Raw genomic sequence first — 20091 nt, 5'->3', positions numbered from 1 at the left:
CTGTCAGCCGCTCTGCCCCCGGCCTGGCCGGTGACCACTTTGCGTTCGTTCACGGGGTCGGGATAACCCAGGTGCAGCACGCGGGCGAACCGGTCCAATTGCGATTCCGGAAGGGGAATGTGCCCGCATGGTCCATGGGATTCTGGGTGGCGATGACGAAGAAGGGATCCGGAAGCTGGTGGGAGCTGCGGTCAGCGTCACCTGGCCTTCCACCATCACCTCCAGCAGCGCGCTCTGGGTCTTGGGGCCGATCCGGTTCAGCTCGTCCAGGAGCAGCACATTGCAGAACCCCGGCCCCTGCTGGAAGCGGAAGGTCTTGGTCTCCGCATCCCAAAGGTGCACGCCCAGCAAGTCCGAAGGCAGCAGATCGTTGGTGCCTTGGACCCTGGGAACTGCCGCCCAGCAGCCGCGAAAGCCCTTTGGCCAGGGTCATCTTGCCCACGCCCGGCAGATCCTCCACGAGCACATGGCCGCCGGAAAGCAGCACTGCCAGCGCCCGGCGGACCTGTACCTCCTTCCCACCCCACGGCCGATAGCGCAGCCAGCCCATGGTTCACCTTCATCCGCGCTTCCGCGATGGCGGCTGAAGTCAAAGGAGGTGGCGACGGGCATAGGGGTCATGAAAATCCACGTGGTGAATTCCCATGTTCGCAGAACCTGGCGTTGCGAGGTATGAGGTAGTGAGGGGCGAAGGACGAAGCATGGGGCAGGCTTTTGCTCGCCGAGCAATCCCTCTAAAGGCCGTGCTCCCTCGCCCTGGACGCGAAGGCGCGCAGGGTGAGGCCCAGCGCAGCCGCGGCGGCGGGGGTCATTGGCGTGGGCCGCCAGGGGCCCGGCGCGGCAGGGCGGCTTCGGCATGGTGCTGCGTCTCCCGCAGCATGGACTCAGGGTGTTTTCTTCCGGGCCAGGAAGATCCAGCCCGCCCGCCGCATCCCCGCCAACCCCGCCCAAGGGGTGAAGCCGCAACCTCCCGCACCAGCAGCCCGGTGGCGGCATGCAAGGTCGCCTGGGCGCACCAGGCCATCTCCCGCGCATTGCCTGGCCAATCCCGCCTGCCACCTGCTTTTCGGCGGAGCGGTCCAAGACCGGCGCCACCCTGCCCTCGCCTGCGGCCGCCTGCTCCAGCAGGGCCCTGAACAGCGGTACGAGATCCTCTTGCCGATGCGCCAGAGGAGGAAGTTCGAAGCGCAGCACGCCCAGGCGCAGCCGGACCGCATCGGAGGCTGCGGCTTCATCGCCGCAGGTCGCCATCCATTGAATGCCGTGTCCAGCGGGGTGTCCATGGCCTTCACCAGCTCCGCGGCCCCTGTTGGCCCCAGATGTTCCAGGCCCAGCACCAGCAGGCTCCCACCCTGCAACAGGCCGAAGGTATTCGCTCCGATCCCTTCGCCGAGATCCGGAGCCGCCACGGACAGAAGGGGCCGCGAGGCTGGCGCAGCGCAGGAGACGCCGCGCGGCCTGGCCTTCCTGAGCCCCTTGGGCCGATGAACAGGGCCGGAGCGTCGCTGTCCGCGGCCGCGCGGAGCCTCGAATCCAAGGTCCTCATCACCGGAGACAGCGCGATCCAAGGTTCCCGTGGATCCGGCGGAGGCGCTCCGCCAAGGCCTGCAGACGGTCCATGAGCGCGAGGAAGATGCCCATGTCGAAGGGTTTGGGCAGGAAATCCTCGGCGCCCATCCGCATGGCCGAAACGATGTCCTTGGGCTCCCCGAAGGCGCTCATCAGCACCACCCGGAGGCCCGGCTGCGCCCGTTTCGCGCGGCGGATGAGTTCGAGCCCGCTGAACCCCGGAAGCCTCAGGTCCGTGACCAGCACGTCGGCGCCATCCCCTCGATCCAGTCCAGCGCTTCGAGGGGATCGCCTGTCGCCCGGATGTTCCAGGGACTTCCTTCCAGCGCCTGCAGCAGGAGCTTCCGGAAACTGTCCTTGTCCTCCACCAGGATCAAACGCATGGGATGAAGCTAGCAGAGTTGGGGGCAGCTTGAGAGTCGAGGGTCGAGGGTCGAGGGTCGAGAGTCGAAAGTCAAAAGTCGAAAAGTTGAAAAAGCAATTACAGGCATCGTGCCAAGTTGGGAAACTGGCTACTCTGCGATTAGTTTTTAACTCTCGACTCTCGACTCTCGACTCTCGACTCTCGACTCAATGTCCATGAACCGCTCGCTCTGCGCCAGGGCCTGGGATTCGAAGAGGGTGGCGCCCTCCACCAGGTCCAATCCAGAATCCCGGGCCCATCTTGAAAAGGCCGTCTGCTCCTTGTAGATCCATTCCACGGCCCAATGCAGGCTCGGTTTGGCAGCCGCCAAGGTTTCCGGAAACGGCATGGGATCGCTGGCCTTCATTCCCCGGCTCGTGGCCTGGATCACGCCGATGGGCGCGAAGGCCTCCACCGCCTCAGCCTGCGCAGGCTGCCTGCGCGAAACCGACATGAACGTGCGTGATTCCTGTTCCAGGAGCAACCGCGTGGTCGCCGCCACGCCGCCATCCCCAAGCACCAGGACCGGCCCCGGGGGAAGTCGCTCCAAGACCACCCACAGGGCCTCGGCATCCGTGTTCGCCCCATGCCAGGAGCCGCCCATCGTCCGCCGCCACAGCGTATTGAGCGGGCCTTCCAATCCGAGCCTGGACGGCAGCGATTCCTTCAAGGGCGCCGTGATGCTGAGCCCCAGGACACCGAGCGAATCGATCGATTCCAGTGCTTCATCTACCTCGCCGCACTCCAGCGGAAGGTAGATGAGGTCTTTTCCGGCCTGCTGGAACCGCAGATTGTGGAAGGCCGGTCCACGGGAGTGCAGCACGGGATCGCCAAGGACGGCGCAGAGGCCCGCCCGTTCCGACACGAGGTGGCAACCCCACCTTTTCATGGTTGAAAGTTCCACCTGCCCTGGCGCTGCGGCCTCGCCATCGTCCGGCGCCGCATAGGTGAATGCCCCGCCCCAGGCGCGCTGCAGGCAACGGCCCGCCACGCCCTTCGGCCCCATGAGAAAGGCCGAAAGGGCCACACCTGCTGTTTTCGCGCGTTGGAGCGGCGCCCGCAACCGCGCATTGTCCGGAATCCGTCCCGCGTGGCCCACCCATTTGTAGGCATCGCCATCCGGAAGGGATTCCATGCGCCCATCCAGATCGAATAGGCCCGGCCGCACATGCACCGAGCGCAGCACCTTCAGGGCGGGGCGAAGCGGCAGGAGCCAGCTCGGCACTTCCAATTCCCATTCCAAGTCGATCCAGGCCGGCGCCGCTTCCGCCGCCTCTCGCAGCCGCGCCATCCGTGACGCCTCGTCGCCTTCAAAGCGCCCGTAGTCCGAGGCGCGCCGGCAAGTGACCAAGCAACGCCCGTCCAGGTTCCGCACCATCTGGGCCGCATCGTGCTCAGGGAAAAGGTCCAGCCTCAATTCCGGCAGCGCATCGCCCGGCAATGCGCGGGCGCAGGCCGAGGCCGCTGCCCAGGTGGGATGGGTGAGCGTGACGATGTAGAAAGGGAGGGCCACTGATATTCCCGTTGCAAAAAGCTTTAGCCGCAGATTAAGCGAAAAAACCCATGAATCCACAGATTCCACCGATTCACACAGATTAAAAAACGCAAGTCACCGGCTTGTTTTCAATGTTCTGTTCCAGAGACATTGCCTTCCGTGCGGCTGCCCATTTGTCTTTAAAACCGGTGGAATACGTGAAATTTGTGGATCCGCTTCATTCATTGCTGGATTCGGCGGACTTCTTCGCGGCCTGCCAGGCGGCTTCCATCTGTTCAAGGGTGCGTTGATCCCAGCCGCCGTTGGCCCTGGCGTCGTCTTCGACTTTTTCAAAGCGGGCCTTGAAGCGCATCATCTGCCGGCGCAGGGCACGGTCGGGATCCACGCCTTTCTTGCGGGCCCACTGCATCAGGGAAAAGACCACGTCGCCGAATTCCTCCTCCACGCGCTGCTCGCTGCTCTCCGCCTGGAGTTCCGCGATTTCTTCGACGACCTTGTCCAGCACTCCCTCCATGTCCGGCCATTCGAAGCCCACCGCCGCGCAGCGCTTGCCGATCTCCATGGCTTCTTCCATCGGAGAGAGGCTCGCGGGAATGCCCTCCATCAGCCGTCTCTCGGTTTCCAGGCCCTTGGCTTCGCGCTCCTCCTGCTTGATGGTTTCCCAATTCGCCACCACCTGATCCGGGCCGTCCACGGCTTCGCCGCCGAAGACATGGGGATGCCGCCGCACCAGCTTGGCGACGATGGCCGCCTCCACGTCGTGCAGGTCCCAGGCCCCGCGGTCCTCGGCCATCTGCGCATGGAAGACCACCTGCAGCCAGAGATCGCCCAGCTCTTCGCGGAGGTGCGCCTCGCTGGCCTTGTCGCCTGGAATGTGGGCGGCCAGCGCATCCAGCACCTCCGCGGCCTCCTCGCGGAGGTACCTCGCCAAGGTCTGGTGATCCTGCTTCAGATCCCACGGACAACCCGTTCCAGGTTTCCGGAGGGCGGACATGAGGGCCTGGAGGGTGGCTGGGGTCTGGGTCATGGCATCACCGATGGGGAATCCATCCAGGCATCCGCGCCGCGGATCCGCCCTGCCAGCGCGCTGGCGGCGACGGTGGCTGGACTCGCGAGCCACACCTGGCCCGGGCCGCTGCGGCCGGGGAAATTGCGGTTGATGGCGCTGATGGTGACCTGGTCCGGGGATGAACTCACGCCGGGCCCGGCGTTGATGCAGGCGCCGCAGGAACTGCCCAGCACCGTGGCGCCCACGGCTTCGAAGGCTTCGATCCAGCCTTGCTTCTCGGCGTGGCGGCGCACATCCTCGCTGCCGCATTGGACGAAGAACCGCACCGAGTCCGGTACGCGCTTGCCTGCGTTCCGGGCAGCCGCCACCACTTCGAAGGCAGCCCGCAGATCCTCGCGCTTGCCTCCGGTGCAGCTTCCCAGGTAGGCGATGTCGATGGCAACCGCCTCTCCCATCTCCGCGAGCGCGATGCCATTGCCTGGATCGCCGGGCCTCGCGAGCATCGGCCCCAGCATGCCGCAGTCCACCTCGATGGTGCAGGCGTATTCGGCCTCGGCATCCCCTCGCATCCAGTCCTCAAGCCGCAGCTCTGCGCCGCGCCGTTCCCGGATGAAGCGGAGCGTCTCCTCGTCGGGTGCCACCAATCCCGTGAACCCGCCGATCTCCGCGGCCATGTTGGTGAGGGTGGCGCGTTCGTCGGTGGCCATGCGGCGGATGGCTTCGCCCTGGTACTCGACCACGTGGCCGATGGCCTTGCCTTCCCGGATGAAGGGAAGCGCCAGCAGGTGCAGCGCCAGATCCTTGGCTGCGATCCCGGGCCTGAGCCGGCCGTTCAGCAGGATCCGCAGGGTGGGAGGCACCGTGACGCGCACATCGCCCGTGATCCAGGCATTGGCCATGTCCGTGGTGCCGACGCCGAACGCAAGGCAGCCCAGGGCTCCCGCATGGGGCGTGTGGGAATCCGTGCCCGCCACGACTTGCCCGGGCTCCGCGTAGCGCTCGGCCATGATGGAATGGCAGATTCCTTCGGAACCGCTGCCGTCGGGCAGCTCGCCGTGCAGGCGGATGCCGTGCTTCGCGCAGAAGGATTCCTGGACGGTTTCCAGGTTGCGGGCCACATCGAGGAGGCCCGATCGCTTGCGCTCCTCGCTCATGGAGTGGCGTAGGAAGGTCAGGTGGTCGCGAAAGGCGAGGATGCGCGATGGATTCCGAAGCTGAACCTCCTCCCCCATTGCGGTTTTCAGGAAACTGGCCGCCATGGGCGTCACGTATTCATGGGAAAAGCGCCAGTCCGCCTGGACAAAAAGCCCGTCCCCGGGGGCCACGAAATCAATCCCCACGCGGTTTTGGGACGCGTCGGCCACCGTGTGGCGGGCGAGGATCTTCTCGGCCAGCGTCATCGCCCGGGGAGCATGGGACGGCACCGGTACGGCCACCTCGCCGTTCAAGCGCGCGCCGTTGAAGGCAAACAGCCCGCCCCTCCGGACGATCTCCGTGGAAATGGGATCGAGTCCGCGGGTGAATTCGCGCAACGGAATGCCTTCTCCACGGCGGATGCGCTCGACCAGCCCGAGGTCCGTGGACGTGAGCAGGCCCAGGTTCTGGCAGTTCTGCTGGTAGATGCGCTCGAAGCTCCCGGCGATGGCGAGGCGGATTCCGGCGCACAGCTCCGCGTAGGGGCTCGCTTCACGGCTGCTGCCCTTGCCGCGGCGGTGGCCTGCCACGGAGACCGAGAATCCACCGGCCTTCACCAAGCCTTCCTTCAATGGAAACCGCCCGCCGCACTGGAGGCCGAGGTAAGGGAAATCTCCAAGCTTTTCGTCGTAGTAGTAGCAGATCCAGGCGGGCGTGATCTCATCGGTGCTGACCTGGTCCCGCAGCGGCAACGCGTCCTCAAGCGCGATGTCCGCGCCTTCGAGCTGACGCGACACCACCTCCGGATTTTCACTCAGGAACAGGACGCGGCCTTCGAATCGCAGGAGCTCCGGCAGCATCAGCCACCCTCCTCGGCCTTTTTCTGCACATCCCGCAGGGGCTGATTGAGTTTTTCCGCAGCCCGCCGGGCGTCTTCGAATTCCGGGTGCCGTTGGGTGATCCCTTCCCAGCTCCCTTCCTTCACGAGCACAGATTCGCCGTCCACATCCGCAGTTGAAAACCGGCGGTCGGCTTCCAGCCGATGCAGGGGCCAATAGCGCAGTCCAAGGGTCGGCAATTCCGCGCCGATGATCCGGGTGAGGGGCTCGAGCCGGGAAGGCTCCAGGATCATGCCCAGCACCCAGCCGCTGCGGCCTTTCTTGAAGGTGGCAGCGGTGATCCAGACGTCCAGGGCGCCATGTTCCATCAACAGCGCCTGGGCATGGGCCACCTGCTGGGGGGTGGCATCGTCGAGGTTCGTCTCGAGTTGCAGCAATGCGGCGCTGGCGCCCGGAACTTCGCCCAGGGTGAAGCGGCAGACGTTGGGCGAATCCTTGAAGTCCCAGCCCCCGGCCGCGAAGGCGGATCTCTGGGGAATGAACCGGGCCGGGGCTTTGCGATGCGTGGCCAACTGCGCCGCCAAGGCCGCGCCGGTGGGCGTGGTGAGTTCCTTGTCGAGGGGCGCTACCCCTGGATGGGTCTCAAAGCCTTCCAACAGGAATAACGCGGCGGGAGCGGGAATCGGAAAATCGCCGTGCGCCATCTTCGTGCGCCCCCGGCCCAGGGCGATGGAACCGATATGTGTGGTGGGCTCCTCGAGCGCGATCCAGCCCGCCGAGGCCAATGCCATGTCGGCGATGGAATCCTTCATCCCCACTTCGTGGAAATGCACCTGGCCGAGGGGCAGCCCGTGGACCCGGGCTTCGGCAAGGCCCAGTTTTTCGAAGGCGGACCTGGCCACTTCGCCGATGCGGGACGGCAGATGTTTTTTCAGGAGCGCGTCGATTTCCTTCCAGGCCAGTCCATGGGCAGGGGGATCGCCACCACCGAGCCTCATCGCCTTGCGGCGCGAGGTCGCGCGCCTGGCTCCCGCTTCGAGGTCCACATGCTCCGTCTGGCCTTCGTCCACCCGGCCGCCGATGACCACGCTCGCCTTGGTGCCTTGGATGCCGCAGCGCACGGCTTCGTCCACCCGCAGGCCGAGGTCATCGAAGGGCAGGAGGCTTAGGACAGCCCGCAGCTCCGCTTCCGGGACACCCAAGGCCAGCCATCCGCCGATCCAGATATCGCCGGAGAGTCCAGAAAAGGGATCCACCCAAAGCTGCTGCTGCGACACGGGGCCAAAATCCTTTAAACAAAAAACCCCGGCAAGCCGGGGCTTGTAAGACCCGATTCTACGATCAGTCCTTCTCTTCCTCGGCTTCGAGCTTGGCGGCGACTTCATCCAGATGCTTCATGAGCCGCTCGGCCATCTCCTCGTCCTCGAGGGCGGTGAACATGTCGTCCTTCACTTCGAAAATTTCAAGGCTCAGGCCCTCTTCGCTGTCCTTGCCGTCGTTCTGGGCCTGGACTTCCTCCAAGGGGGCGAGCACGCAGAAATGCCGGCCTTCGAAGTCCACCTCTTCGAGGATCGCGAATTCCTCTTTTTCGCCGTTTTCGTCTTCGAGTTCCACGACTTCGATTTCAAAGGAATCGTCGTCTCCGTGATTGCAATCCGGACCGTGCTCGTGTCCTTCGTGGGCCATGGGGTGCTCCTTTAGGCAAGGCTCCAGGTTAGGGGTAAAGGCCCGGTTGAACCAGTTTTTTTTCCGGATCTCAAGGCCGGCGTTCCACGCCTTCAACCCAAGCATCGCCACCGTGCCGGTACCTCTCCCGCTTCCAGATGGGCACGCTTTCCTTGATGCGGTCCATCAACCAGGCGGCGGCCTCGAAGGCCTCCTTGCGATGGGCGCTCGAGACGGCGATGACGACGGCGGCTTCGAGCAATGGGACCTCGCCGATGCGGTGGTGGATGGCGCAGCGGCTCAGCGCGAAGCGGTCCATGGCTTCGAGCCGCAATCGCTGGAGCTCCGCTTCCGCCATGGGGACGAAGGCCTCGTAGGCCAGGGATTCCACCGCCTGGCCCTGGTGGTGGTCGCGCGCGGTGCCCTCGAAAACCACGATGGCGCCCGCGGCGGGATCGGACACCGAGGCCCGCAGCACGGTTGCATCCAGGGGTCCTTCGAGCACGGCCGCAGCAGGAATCACGGTTCTTTAATCTCCAGCTCCAAGGTACACTGGTGTGTTTGGAAAGGCTCCCGATGACCCACCTCAGCATCCAGCCCAACGAAGTTTTCAGCGCCCTGGGGCGCCATATCCTGGTGGATGGCTTCCACCTGGTCATGGACCTTGAAAAATCCCATGGTTCCTGGATCGTGGACGCCCGGGACGGGAAGAAGTACCTGGATTTCTATACCTTCTTCGCCACGGCCCCGCTGGGGCACCGCCATCCGAAACTGGACACGCCGGAATTCCGCGCGCGCCTTGGCGCCATCGCGATGCACAAACCGGCCAATTCCGACATCTACACCACTGATTATGCCGAATGGGTCGAGACCTTCGCCACCCACGCGGCGCCCAGCCACCTGCCCCACCTCTTCTGGATCGACGGCGGCGCGTTGGCTGTCGAAAACGCCCTGAAGGCCGCCTTCGACTGGAAGGTCCGCAAGAATCTGGCGAAGGGGAAGGGCGAAAAGGGATCGAAGGTCATCCACTTCAAGGAGGCCTTCCACGGCCGGACCGGCTACACCATGTCCCTCACCAACACCGCGGATCCTAGGAAGCACCAGTACTTCCCGAAGTTCGACTGGCCGCGCATTCCAAATCCAAAAATCACGTTTCCCCTGACCGCCGAGAGCGCCGCCCGTGCCCAGGCGGCCGAACAGGAGGCCATCCAGGCCATCGAAGCCGCGGTGGCGGTGGATCCGGATGACATCGCCTGCCTCATCATCGAACCCATCCAAGGGGAGGGCGGGGACAACCACTTCCGTCCGGAATTCCTGATGGAACTGCGGCGTCTGGCGGACGAACACGAATTCCTGCTGATCTTCGACGAGGTGCAATCGGGCTTCGGAACCACCGGTAAATGGTGGGCCCACCAGCATTTCAATGTGCAGCCCGACATCATCGCCTTCGGCAAGAAATCCCAGGCCTGCGGCATCGCGGCGGGCCGGCGCCTGGACGAGGTCGACAGCGTCTTCAAGGTCCCGTCGCGCATCAACAGCACCTGGGGCGGAAACCTGGTCGACATGGTGCGCGGCACCAGGATCATCGAGATCATCGTGGAAGAGCAGCTCCTGGACAACTGCGCCAAGCAGGGCGAGCGGCTGCTGAAGGGCCTGCAGGAGATCGCGGCGGACTTCCCCGGTTTCACCTCGAATCCCCGGGGGAAAGGGCTCTTCTGCGCGCTGGACATGGCGACGCCGGAGCTCCGGAACCAGGTCGTCTCGAAGGCCCACGACCTGGGCATGATGGTCCTCAGCAGCGGCACCCATGGCCTGCGGTTCCGTCCCGCGTTGAACCTCAAGACCGAGGACCTGGACCTTGGCGTGGAATTGCTGCGGAGAAGCATCGCGGAAGTCATGAAGGGACTCGATGCCCCTAGCTTCGGCAATACCGACGCTGAGACCGCCGCGCCTTCCCTGGTCTAGCGTGGCCCTGCGTCCAAAAGTCGAGCTGTATTGCGATGGCGCCTGCCTGGGGAATCCGGGACCCGGCGGGTGGGGCTACCTGCTCCGCATTGGGAAAAATGAAAAGGAAGGCAACGGCGCGGAACCGGATACCACCAACAACCGCATGGAACTGCTGGCCGCCATCCGGGGCCTGGAAACGCTGACCCGGCCCTGCGATGTGACGATGTTCAGCGACAGCCAATATGTGGTGAAGGGCGTCCAGGCCTGGCTGGCGGGCTGGAAGAAAAACGGCTGGCGCAAGGCCGACAAACAGCCCGTGCTCAACGTGGAGCTCTGGCAGGCCCTCGACACCCAGTTGCAGCGCCATCGGGTCGAAGCCACCTGGGTGAGGGGCCATGCGGGCCACCCCGAAAATGAACGGGTGGACGCGCTTGCGAACCAGGCGGCCCATTCATTGGGGAACACAGGGCAATAGCCGGCGTTTTCCCGGTTCTTGGGCAACGGTCCCTTCCATCGGTCAACGGCCGGTGCGGCGGGGGCGGACCCGCGCTATCGAAGCAGGGGCAGCCCCGGATGGAAAAACGCCCGAAAGATCCGGGCGTTCTTTGGTTGGATGCCGCCAGGCATCAGGCCATCAACGGCGGCCCGAGGGTCCAAACACATACTCCACGATCGCGAAACCAGCCACGGGGACGCCATCCCGGGTAGCAGGCGTGTAGGTCGAACGGGAAGCTGCGTCGTGGGCGGCTTCATTGAAGCCCCAAGCGCCATCAACGCCGCTGATGACCGTGACTTTTTGCGGCCGGCCCTGGGCATCCACGAAGACTTTCACCTTCACGGAATGGGATTTATCCACCTCGAAGCGCATCTGTTTGGCCCGCATCGGGAAGTTGGGCTGGGCCTTGTTCAAAGCCATCGCAGAGGTCTCCTGCACGATGGTGGGCGCCGTTTGGGGCTGGGCCACAGCTGGCGTCGGTCTGGGGGGTTCTGCCACCGCAGGCGTCGGCTTGGCGGCCGGTGGAGGCGGTTCCACCTTGGGCTCCGCCTTAGGCTCAACTTTGGGTGCCACGGCCGCCGGGGCAGGCTTTGCAGCTGAAGCCTGGGCGATCTGGGCGGCCCTGGTTCTGGCTTCTTCCTGCTGTTTCCTCAGTTCGGCCTTCTTCTGCTCCAGTTCCTGTTTATTGCGCTCTTCCTCCTTGATCTGTTGTTCCAGCTTGGCTTGTTCCGCGGCCGACTTCGCCTCGGTCTGCTGTTTCTTCAGGAGGTCCAGTTTCTCCTTGCTGGCCTGGCTAGCTCCGGCCAGCTGCTGTTCTTTTTCGGCCTGCGCAGCCTGGAGCTGGGCCAGCTCGGTGCGCATCTTGGTGATCTCTTCGCTCTCGCCCTTGGGCCTCAGGGCAAAGAATCCAAGCACACCCACGACGGCGACGACCGCCGCAAGGCCGCCGTACAACCCCTTCTTGCTGACCCGGGTGGTCTGGGCCTCCTCGGCCTCGCTCACTTCGGAATGGGGACGGGAGGCATGGATGCTGTCGGCTTCGGAGGAATAGGCCGCGAAGTTGTCGGCCTGTTCGGTCTTCACGGCAGCGCCATCCCGGTCGTTTTCCTCGCGGAAAAGGGTGTGCATGAAGAAGGCCATGTTGAACGTCGTGGGACTGTAATCGCCGTCGTAGAGCACGTGGTCCATCTCGGTGTTGAAGGCCTGGACGCTCTCGAAGGGATTGCCGACGCCCAGCAGCCGCTTCAGCAAGCTCAGAATTTCCGGCGGGACCGGCGTGTCCTCCTGGGCGGCTTTGAGTGTCGCCTTGCTGGCGGCGAAAGCCGGGTCGGCCATCACGGGCAGCTTCTCGAAGGTGAGCAGTTCGTAGAGCATCGCGCCCATGGAGAAGAAATCCTGCTGGAGGGCGTTTCCGCCTGTGTCGCGCAGGTAGGATTCCAGCGATCCCTTGGTCACTGGCGCCTTGGGCAGGATTTGGCGGATGGCTTGTGAATAAGGAGCGTCGAGGATCTCGGTGGCTCCCTCGAAACTCACCCAGACGCCGTGGGGCGTCAGGGAGCCATGGCTGAGACCCTTCGAATGCAGATGGATCACCCCCTGGGCGATGCCCTGGAGGATGGACAAGGCATGGTCCACGCCGAGGGGAATCTGCTCGATCTTGGCCTTCTCAATCATCTGCGCCAGCGTGCGGCCGGGCACATAATCGCAGGCGACATGGGCGGGCGCCGCGCTCTCAATGCGGTAGCCCTGCCCGAAGGCCTTGGACCCGCTGAGTTGCGGCAGCAATTTGCTCGCTTCTCCCAGCTTCGCGGCCAGACCCGCCTGCAGCAGCTCCTCGGAGAAGGTGCGCACGAGCCAATGATGGTCGAAGGCGCTGCCCACGATGGACACGCCCCGCTGGATGCGGCCGATCGGGTCCGCTGTCAGCTCGCTGGCCATGAGGAAGGAACCGAGCCTTGTGTAGCTAGCCATGTTGGGGCTCCGAATGAGGTTCTAAAGATAGTCTTGATGCGCGAAAAACCCAAGCACCCCGGGTTCTTCCAAGTCGGTCGCGTGAATCACTTGCCGCTCCCAAGGGAAGGATAAGACCAAAGATCGCCCGTGGCACGGTAGATGAGGATCCAAATGTTGGCGGTCGCCTGCACTCCATTCGAAAAGGAGAGCTGCAGGAGCGCGTAGGGAACCGACAGGTCATCCCACTGGCCCAAGCGGCGCCCCGTTTTCAAATCGAAGTGGTCCAACAGCTGCCCATGGCGGTGGGATTTGAGTTTGGCCCACTCCAGCAGTTTGGGTTTCGGATCCAGGTCGGCTTTCAAGGACCAGAAAGGCTCCTGGGTCACGACGAGCAGTTTCAGGCGCTCCTCGGCGTAGGCTTCGAAGGACACCCTCAGCGGGTCCACCCCCCTGGTGCTGCCGGGAGCGGTGATCTCCTGGACCAGGTGGGCCAATCGCCCCAGCTCCCGCACGATTTCCCCGGGATTTTTGCGGGCTTCGCTCAAAGCGAGGATCCGCCCGTACTGGTCTTCAATTTCCTCCGGAGAGGGCGGCTGGTCGTTGCCTACCCCCCGGGCGCCTTCGCTCAGGGCCTCGGGGTAGGCTGCCATCAGCGCTGACATGGGGGCGGGAATCATCCGCGAAGCCACTTTGGTCTGGGCCTCGTGGATGCGCGGCGTCCAGGCCAGCAGGCCCATCGATGCCACTCCAAAGGCCGAGATCCGCAACCTGGAATAGAGGCACCTGCCCGAAATGATCGTCCTGGTACGTGGCTGTGGCGGCATAGGCACAGACTCCATCGCTCCCCGGCGGCTGTCAAGCCGACGCTTCAAATTTATGGGAGGCGGGGATTCCTTCTCCGCCAGCGCTGGCCTGCCATTTCTCCGGGCTATTTTTTCATGGCCGATGGGCTCTCCACTGCGGCTTACACTCTTGAATGCTCACAAGGGAAAGGCTCTGGCTTCGGATAAGCGGAAGGGAACTTTGGCCATTGGCCTGGGCTCTGGCCGCCGCCTGTGCGTTGCCTTGGCTGCTGCCTGAGGATTGGGCGGGCCATCTGGGAATGCCCTGGATCATCGGCGGCTGGTTCGTGGTGGTCTCGACCTCCGCGCTGATCCGCCACAAGAAGCTGGCGGCGGTTCCCCTGGCTGCGGTCCTCGTCTGGGGCGTCTTCGGCAACCTGCGCCAGAGGGCCCTCTGGGAAGCCGGGCTGCCGTCCGATGTGCAGGTGATCGAGGGCCGCATCGACGCCCTCTGGGCCTTGCGGGGCGATCAACTGGTCAGCGCATTGGAAATCTCCTCCCCCCCTGCCCTGGAAGGCAACCGATGGCGCATCGCGATCCCCTGGCCGGGCGACCAGGAGCGGATCGCTCCACCGCTTCCCGGCACCCCAGTGCGGCTGCGGGCGGAACTGCGGCCCGTGGATCCGGCCCCGCGGTTCCTGGTGGAGCGCCCGCTCTGGCGGGCCAGGAGCGATCGCACCCCGCGCCGCATCCACCTCGCTTCGGCCCTGCAATTCGAAATCCTGGGCGCGCCAAAACCAACCCCGCTCCTGCGGCTGCAGTCATTCGTGCGGGCGAAGTTCGAAGCGCTGCCGTTGACGGATCCCACCGCCCGGGATCTCTGGGGCGCCCTGGCCCTGGGCATCTCGCCCGTGCACGAAGAAACGACCTCGGCCTTCGCGGAGAGCGGGACTCTGCACATCCTGATCGTCTCGGGGCTCCAGGTGACCCTGGTGATGGCCGCCGTGCAGGCTCTGCTTCGCCGGCTGCTGGGCCGTGGAGGCTCCGTGGGCGCCGTGGCGGCTGGCATCGCCTATGCGGCGGTGGTGGGTTTTTCCGCGCCGGTGTGGCGGGGGCTCTTCATGGGCCTCGCCTGGGCGATGGGCGGCGCCAGCGGCTGGAAGCTGCCGCCGGTCCTGGGCCTCCACCTGGCCCTGCTGCTTTGGCTCCTCGGGCATCCCGCCGCTGGCTGCGAACCTGGGTTCCTGCTGGCCTGGTGGGCCCTGCTGGCCTTGATCTGGGGGGCCGAACCCCTGGCAGGCCTGATGGCTCCGATGCTGGGAAAGCATGCGCTTGCAGCCGCCCGCTTCCTGGCGCCCTGGATGGCGACGCTGCCGTTGCTGGCCCTGTTCCATGGCGGTGTCCCGTTGTGGGGAGCCGTGGCGAATGTGGCGGTGCTCCCTCTGATCGCCCTGCTGACGCCGGTCTGCCTTTTTCTGACCTTGGTCCCGGTCCCAGGCATGGTGCAGGGTATCGGCCTCCTGCTGGCCTGGACCGGCGGAGTCTTCGTACCCTTTTTCGCCCATGTCACGCCCCTGGCCACCGCCCGGCTATGGCCGTGGATTCTGTTGATCCTCGGCTGGCTTGGGCTGGCCCATGCCCAGGCCCGGATGGCCCGTACCCGGGCCTGGATCCTTGCGCTGCTGGCCGGGTCGGTCCTCCTGCTCGCCATGGGCGGCACGGGCCGAAAAGCCACCGCCCTGAGCCTCGAAGCCATGGATATCGGCCAGGGGGATGCCCTGCTGCTGCGGATTCCCGGCGGCGAGGCGACCCTGATCGACACAGGACCAGCTCCATGGGCCGCGAGGCGCATCGCCAGGGTCCTGAGCCGCCGCGGCGTCACCGAGCCGGTGCGCCTGGTCATCACCCATCCCCATGGCGACCACGCCGGAGGATGGGCCACGCTGTCAAGGTTGCGGTCCTTCACTACGACGGCGCTTCCTGAGACCGCCGACGCGGAAGATCCCTGGGTTGCCTTCAGGCCCGCCGGAGACCAGGCCAGGGGCAGGCTGCGCCGCGGGGACGAATGGCCGGTGGGGCCGGCGACCGTGTCGGTGCGATGGCCGCCGAAACCCTTCGACCTGCCGGACGCCAACATGGTGTCCGCCGTGTTGCGGGTGCGGTGGCAGGATCGCGAGATCTGGCTCATGGGCGACGCGCTGAGGATCCAGGAGCGGGATCTCATGGAACTCGGCGAACCGGGGCGCGCCATGAACGAGGGGGACCGCCCGGTCGCTTCGCTCCCTCTGCGTCCCCCTCGTGCTCCCCACGTGGTGTCCAGGCAAAGCCCGGCCACCACATCTGCGTCCTACCACCGCCTTTTGAAAGCGGGCCATCACGGCAGCCGGAGCGCCAGCGATCCCGGCTGGATCCGGCTGCTTTCACCGGAAGCCGCGATCATCACCGCGGGACGCCGCAACCGCTTTGATCATCCCCATGGGGAGACCCTGGAAATTCTGCATGAGGCGATGGTCCCCGCCTTCGTCACCGGAGCGGCGCGCGGTGTGCGCGTGGAGGCGGCGCAGAGCGGTTGGAACGTGGAATGCGGCGACGGCCGGCGGGCCTCCGTTGCGCTCACTCCAGGTCAAGCGCGCCCGAGGCCCTGAGCACATCGATCAGCCGTTGGCCCAGCGCCTCGTGGTTTTCCATCCACTGTTCGTGCGCGTCCGGCCCCACTTGGTTCACGACGATGAGGGCGGCCGCCACCGGCACGCCTGCTGCATTGCAAGCCGCGAATACCCCGTTCAATTCCAGGTGCTCGGCAGGCGCCATGCGGCTCAGCAGCCTGACGCCCTCGCCGCTGCGGGTGATGGCCGGCGGCGTGACGACTGGATGATGCGGGAAGGGCAGGTCCCAGGTGCAGAGCCAGCGCACCGCCTCGATGCCAGGACGGTAGGACTCGCCGCGCTCCTCCTCGACCGAGGTCGCCAGGACGAAATCCGGCGCGAATATGGTGCCGATGGGCAGCCGCTCGTCATAGGCCCCGCAGCTCCCCACGAAGAGCACCCGCTCAGGCTTTTTCCGTTCCAGCAGAAAGGCCGTGTGGGCCGCGGCGGTGGAAGCGCCCACACCGGTCGTGTCCACCCACCAGCCCTGCGGCGGATCCTCCTTCAAATCCCCGAGCTCCGGCGGGAAAGCGGCGAGCAGGAGTTTCATCCCATTCAGGTGGCGGCTTGTTCGATGGCCGCCTGCGCGGCGGCCAGCATGGCGATGGGCACGCGGTAGGGGGAGCAGCTCACATAATCCAGCCCGGCGCGGTGGAAGAATTTAACTGACCTGGGATCGCCTCCGTGTTCGCCGCACACGCCGATTTTCAACCCGGGGCGAGCCCCGCGGCCCTTCTCCACCGCGATGCGGACCAGCTCGCCGATGCCCTCCAGATCCAGGCTCTGGAATGGGTCGTCATCCAGGATCTTCTTCCCCACGTATTCGGGCAGGAAGGTCCCCGCGTCGTCGCGGGAAAATCCGAAGCCCATTTGCGTGAGGTCGTTGGTTCCGAAGGAGAAGAACTCCGCTTCCTCCGCGATCTTGTCGGCGGTGATGGCGGCCCGGGGGACTTCGATCATGGTGCCCATGGGCGCGGTGAATTCCGTGCCCCGTTCGCGATTCACCTGGCCGATTTCATCGAGCAATTCGGCTTTCAGGTAGACCAGCTCCCGGACGGTTCCCACCAGCGGAATCATGATTTCCGGCAGCGCCTTCACCCCCTTGGAGGCCGCATCCAGCGCCGCTTCCACGATGGCCCGCACCTGCATCCGGTAGATTTCCGGGAAGGTGATCCCCAGTCGGCAGCCGCGGTGCCCCAGCATGGGGTTGAATTCATGGAGCTGCTGCACCCGGCGCTTCACCACGTCCAGGCCGAGGCCCATCAAATCAGCCATCTCCGCGCAGCCCGCGTCGTCGTGGGGAAGGAACTCGTGCAAAGGTGGGTCCAGAAGGCGGATGTTCACGGGCAGACCGTCCATGGCCTTGAAAATGCCCTCGAAATCCCCCCGCTGCATGGGCAGCAATTTGGCGAGCGCGTGGCGCCTGCCCTCAAGATCGGAAGCAAGGATCATCTCCCGGACCGCCTGGATCCGCTCCCCTTCGAAGAACATGTGCTCCGTCCGGCAGAGCCCGATGCCTTCGGCGCCGAAGGCCCGCGCCACCGCGCTGTCTCCCGGCGTGTCGGCGTTTGTGCGCACCTTCATCGTCTTCGCCTCGGCGCTCCACACCATGATCTTCGCGAAGCGCAGGTACACGTCGCTGTCCTCCGGCTTTAGGCGGCCGTCCACAAGCACCTGGTTCACTTCGGAGGGGTGCGCGCCCAGCTGGCCCGCGAAGACTTCGCCGGTGGAGCCGTCGATGGAGATCCAGTCCTGGCCTGCCTTCAGGGCCAGGCTGCCGACCTTCACCAGCCCCTCCTTCTCATCGATATTCAAGGCCGCGGCGCCGCAGACGCAGGGTTTTCCCATGCCGCGGGCCACCACGGCCGCGTGGCTCGTCATGCCGCCCCGGGCGGTGAGGATCCCCTGGGCGGCGATCATGCCCGAGATGTCTTCCGGCGAGGTCTCCACCCGCACCAGCACCACGGGGCCTTCGGCGGCCATCTTCTCCGCTTCGGCCGCGCTCAGGGCGATGCGCCCGGTCGCCGCGCCTGGACCGGCGTTCAGGCCTGTGGTCATCAATTTCCCCTCGCCGCGAAGCCTGTCCTTTTCTTTGTGGTCGAAGACCGGCGCGAGCAACTGCGAAAGGGAATCGGCGTCGATGCGCTGGAGCGCGAGGCTCTTCGAGATGATGCCCTCGTCCACGAGATCCAAGGCGATGCGGATGCCGGCCATGGCGGTGCGCTTGCCGGTCCGCGTCTGCAGCATGAACAGCTTTCCGCGTTCGATGGTGAACTCGATGTCCTGCATTTCGCGGAAGTGGGTTTCCAGCCGGTTGGCCGTCGCCAGGAGCTGGTGGAAGGTCTCCGGCATGGCCTCTTCCAGGCTCCGCAGCTTCGTCCCCTCGGCCTGCTTCAAGGAGATGGGCTGCGGCGTGCGGATGCCCGCCACCACATCCTCGCCCTGGGCGTTGATGAGGTACTCCCCATAGAATAGTTTTTCGCCGGTGCCGGGATTGCGCGTGAAGGCCACGCCGGTTCCGCAATCCTCGCCCATGTTGCCGAAGACCATGCTCTGCACGTTGACCGCGGTGCCCCAATCATCCGAGAAGCGGTTCAGCTTCCGATAGGTCACCGCCCTCGGCGTGTTCCAGCTTTCAAAGACGGCGGAAACGGCGCCCCAGAGCTGCTCCATGGGGTCCTGGGGGAAGGGTTTGCCGGTCTCGTCCCGCACGATCTCCTTGTAGGCGGACACGAGGGTTTTCCATTCCTCAGCGGTCACATCCGGATCCTGATGTTTCCCGGTGCGATGCTTGAGCGCTTCCAACTCTGCCTCGAAAAGGCTGGTATGGACATTCAAAACCACATTGCTGTACATGGTGATGAACCGCCGGTAGCTGTCCCAGGCGAACCGTGGATTGCCGCTGGCTTTCTCGAGCCCCAGCACCGTCTGGTCGTTCAATCCGAGATTCAGGACCGTGTCCATCATGCCGGGCATGGACACCCGGGCGCCGCTGCGGACGGAGATCAGAAGCGGTTTGTCCGCATCGCCGAAAGTGAGCCCTCGCGCGCCTTCCAGCCACTTGAGCGCCTCGAGCGCCTCTTGCTTGACCTCGTCTGGAAGCTGGCGTCCAGCAGTGTAATACAGGCTGCAGACTTCGGTGGTGATGGTGAAGCCCGGCGGCACCGGGATGCTGAGACCCGCCATTTCCGCCAGGTTGCAACCCTTCCCGCCCAGCAGGTTCCGCATCGAGGCGCTGCCTTCATTGCGGTCGCCGCCAAAGGAGTAAACATGTTTGGTCATGGAAGCCTCATCGGATAATCCCAGAATAGCGGGAACCGGTTGGATTGAGGGGCATGCGCGGCACCTCTCGAGGTTCGTTTCGAGGATCAAAAGACAATGAAAAAGGCCATCCTTTTGGGATGGCCTTTTTGAGATTTAACGTCGCAGCGACCTACTTTTCCACGTTTAGAAACGCAGTATCATCGGCCCTCCGGGTCTTAACGGCCGTGTTCGGGATGGGAACGGGTGTGACCCCCGGGGTATAGCCGCGACGAAAGGTGAGAAAGATCGAAGGGTGTGGGCGAGAGGAAACCTCGGTTTCGCTCGTTTGTTGCTCTTGGAAGTCCGTGCGGTGGTTTTTGGGCCACCTTTGGAAATGGAATTGATTGATGGAAGGATCAAGTCGATGGACCGATTAGTATCGCTTAGCTAAATCCCTTACGGGACTTACACATGCGACCTATCAACGTCGTGGTCTTCGACGGGTCTCGTGGGGATATCTCATCTTGAGGGGTGTTTCGCGCTTAGATGCTTTCAGCGCTTCTCACTTCCCGACATAGCTACCCAGCATTGCATTTGGAAACACAACTGGAACACCAGAGGTCAGTTCATCCCGGTCCTCTCGTACTAAGGACAAATCCTCTCAAATATCCTGCGCCCACACTAGATAGGGACCGAACTGTCTCGCGACGTTCTGAACCCAACTCACGTACCACTATTAATCGGCGAACAGCCGAACCCTTGGGACCTGCTTCAGCCCCAGGATGTGATGAGTCGACATCGAGGTGCCAAACCTTGCCGTCGATATGAACTCTTGGGCAAGATCAGCCTGTTATCCCCGGCGTACCTTTTATCCGTTGAGCGATGGCCCTTCCATGCGGGACCACCGGATC

General features: G+C 64.6%; 17 protein-coding genes and 2 rRNA genes (1 of these 19 running past the window's edge). 3 read left to right on the top strand and 16 right to left on the bottom strand.

The features are described from left to right. Window positions 1-3: 3 nt before the first annotated feature. From IPQ13_06850 to IPQ13_06805, 10 genes are all read right to left on the bottom strand, one after another. Window positions 4-366 carry an AAA family ATPase gene (locus IPQ13_06850; protein ID MBL0210615.1) on the bottom strand — a complete coding sequence of 121 codons (363 nt, stop codon included), beginning with the start codon at window positions 364-366 and terminating at the stop codon, window positions 4-6. A gap of 518 nt (window positions 367-884) precedes the next feature. Then, window positions 885-1568, bottom strand: a complete 684-nt coding sequence (locus IPQ13_06845) for a hypothetical protein (protein ID MBL0210614.1) — start codon at window positions 1566-1568, stop codon at window positions 885-887. Beyond that, the gene (locus IPQ13_06840; GenBank protein MBL0210613.1) at window positions 1546-1815 is read right to left on the bottom strand and encodes a response regulator; all 270 of its coding nucleotides are present in this window, start codon (window positions 1813-1815) and stop codon (window positions 1546-1548) included. Before IPQ13_06840 ends, IPQ13_06845 begins: the two co-directional genes overlap by 23 nt. Further along, window positions 1797-1952: a hypothetical protein gene (locus IPQ13_06835; GenBank protein MBL0210612.1), complete on the bottom strand. Its 156-nt coding sequence runs from the start codon at window positions 1950-1952 to the stop codon at window positions 1797-1799. Before IPQ13_06835 ends, IPQ13_06840 begins: the two co-directional genes overlap by 19 nt. Before the next feature lie 147 nt (window positions 1953-2099). Further along, window positions 2100-3485 (bottom strand): type I 3-dehydroquinate dehydratase, encoded by a 1386-nt coding sequence (locus IPQ13_06830; protein ID MBL0210611.1) that lies wholly within the window; start codon window positions 3483-3485, stop codon window positions 2100-2102. A gap of 199 nt (window positions 3486-3684) precedes the next feature. Further along, window positions 3685-4494 carry a nucleoside triphosphate pyrophosphohydrolase gene (gene mazG / locus IPQ13_06825; GenBank protein MBL0210610.1) on the bottom strand — a complete coding sequence of 270 codons (810 nt, stop codon included), beginning with the start codon at window positions 4492-4494 and terminating at the stop codon, window positions 3685-3687. Continuing rightward, entirely contained in the window at window positions 4491-6470 is a 1980-nt protein-coding gene (locus IPQ13_06820; GenBank protein MBL0210609.1) for a 3-isopropylmalate dehydratase, read from the bottom strand. Before IPQ13_06820 ends, mazG begins: the two co-directional genes overlap by 4 nt. Next, window positions 6470-7726: a LarC family nickel insertion protein gene (locus IPQ13_06815; protein ID MBL0210608.1), complete on the bottom strand. Its 1257-nt coding sequence runs from the start codon at window positions 7724-7726 to the stop codon at window positions 6470-6472. The genes IPQ13_06820 and IPQ13_06815 overlap by 1 nt, the downstream gene beginning before the upstream one ends. A gap of 64 nt (window positions 7727-7790) precedes the next feature. Further along, the gene (locus IPQ13_06810; protein MBL0210607.1) at window positions 7791-8135 is read right to left on the bottom strand and encodes a DUF1292 domain-containing protein; all 345 of its coding nucleotides are present in this window, start codon (window positions 8133-8135) and stop codon (window positions 7791-7793) included. Window positions 8136-8205: 70 nt separating this feature from the next. Continuing rightward, entirely contained in the window at window positions 8206-8637 is a 432-nt protein-coding gene (locus tag IPQ13_06805; protein MBL0210606.1) for a molybdenum cofactor biosynthesis protein MoaE, read from the bottom strand. A 53-nt stretch (window positions 8638-8690) separates the two neighbouring features. Here IPQ13_06805 and IPQ13_06800 point away from each other — a divergent pair, with 53 nt between their 5' ends. Continuing rightward, window positions 8691-10079 carry an L-lysine 6-transaminase gene (locus IPQ13_06800; protein ID MBL0210605.1) on the top strand — a complete coding sequence of 463 codons (1389 nt, stop codon included), beginning with the start codon at window positions 8691-8693 and terminating at the stop codon, window positions 10077-10079. Beyond that, complete coding sequence (rnhA, locus tag IPQ13_06795) at window positions 10024-10536, top strand: ribonuclease HI (GenBank protein ID MBL0210604.1); 513 nt, start codon at window positions 10024-10026, stop codon at window positions 10534-10536. The genes IPQ13_06800 and rnhA overlap by 56 nt, the downstream gene beginning before the upstream one ends. 159 nt (window positions 10537-10695) lie before the next feature. Here rnhA and IPQ13_06790 read toward each other — a convergent pair whose 3' ends face one another. Both IPQ13_06790 and IPQ13_06785 read right to left on the bottom strand, forming a co-directional pair. Beyond that, the gene (locus IPQ13_06790) at window positions 10696-12528 is read right to left on the bottom strand and encodes an energy transducer TonB (protein MBL0210603.1); all 1833 of its coding nucleotides are present in this window, start codon (window positions 12526-12528) and stop codon (window positions 10696-10698) included. Between the two features lie 86 nt (window positions 12529-12614). After that, complete coding sequence (locus IPQ13_06785) at window positions 12615-13247, bottom strand: hypothetical protein (protein MBL0210602.1); 633 nt, start codon at window positions 13245-13247, stop codon at window positions 12615-12617. Window positions 13248-13540: 293 nt separating this feature from the next. Here IPQ13_06785 and IPQ13_06780 point away from each other — a divergent pair, with 293 nt between their 5' ends. Further along, window positions 13541-15937 (top strand): ComEC/Rec2 family competence protein, encoded by a 2397-nt coding sequence (locus IPQ13_06780; GenBank protein MBL0210601.1) that lies wholly within the window; start codon window positions 13541-13543, stop codon window positions 15935-15937. On the opposite strand, the gene IPQ13_06775 is transcribed toward IPQ13_06780, so the two are convergent. From IPQ13_06775 to IPQ13_06760, 4 genes are all read right to left on the bottom strand, one after another. Continuing rightward, on the bottom strand, window positions 15906-16487 hold the full coding sequence (locus IPQ13_06775) for a phosphorylase (protein MBL0210600.1): 582 nt from the start codon (window positions 16485-16487) through the stop codon (window positions 15906-15908). The genes IPQ13_06780 and IPQ13_06775 overlap by 32 nt on opposite strands. Before the next feature lie 5 nt (window positions 16488-16492). Then, window positions 16493-19219, bottom strand: a complete 2727-nt coding sequence (locus IPQ13_06770) for a pyruvate, phosphate dikinase (GenBank protein MBL0210599.1) — start codon at window positions 19217-19219, stop codon at window positions 16493-16495. Between the two features lie 138 nt (window positions 19220-19357). Further along, window positions 19358-19472, bottom strand: a 5S ribosomal RNA gene (gene rrf, locus IPQ13_06765). 120 nt (window positions 19473-19592) lie between these two features. Then, a 23S ribosomal RNA gene (locus IPQ13_06760) occupies window positions 19593-20091 on the bottom strand; it runs 2439 nt beyond the window's last position.

This window comes from Holophagaceae bacterium (genome assembly GCA_016720465.1).
Taxonomy (GTDB): domain Bacteria; phylum Acidobacteriota; class Holophagae; order Holophagales; family Holophagaceae; genus JANXPB01.
Note: the sequence above shows the minus strand (reverse complement) of the source record. Positions and strands in the feature narration are given on the sequence as shown.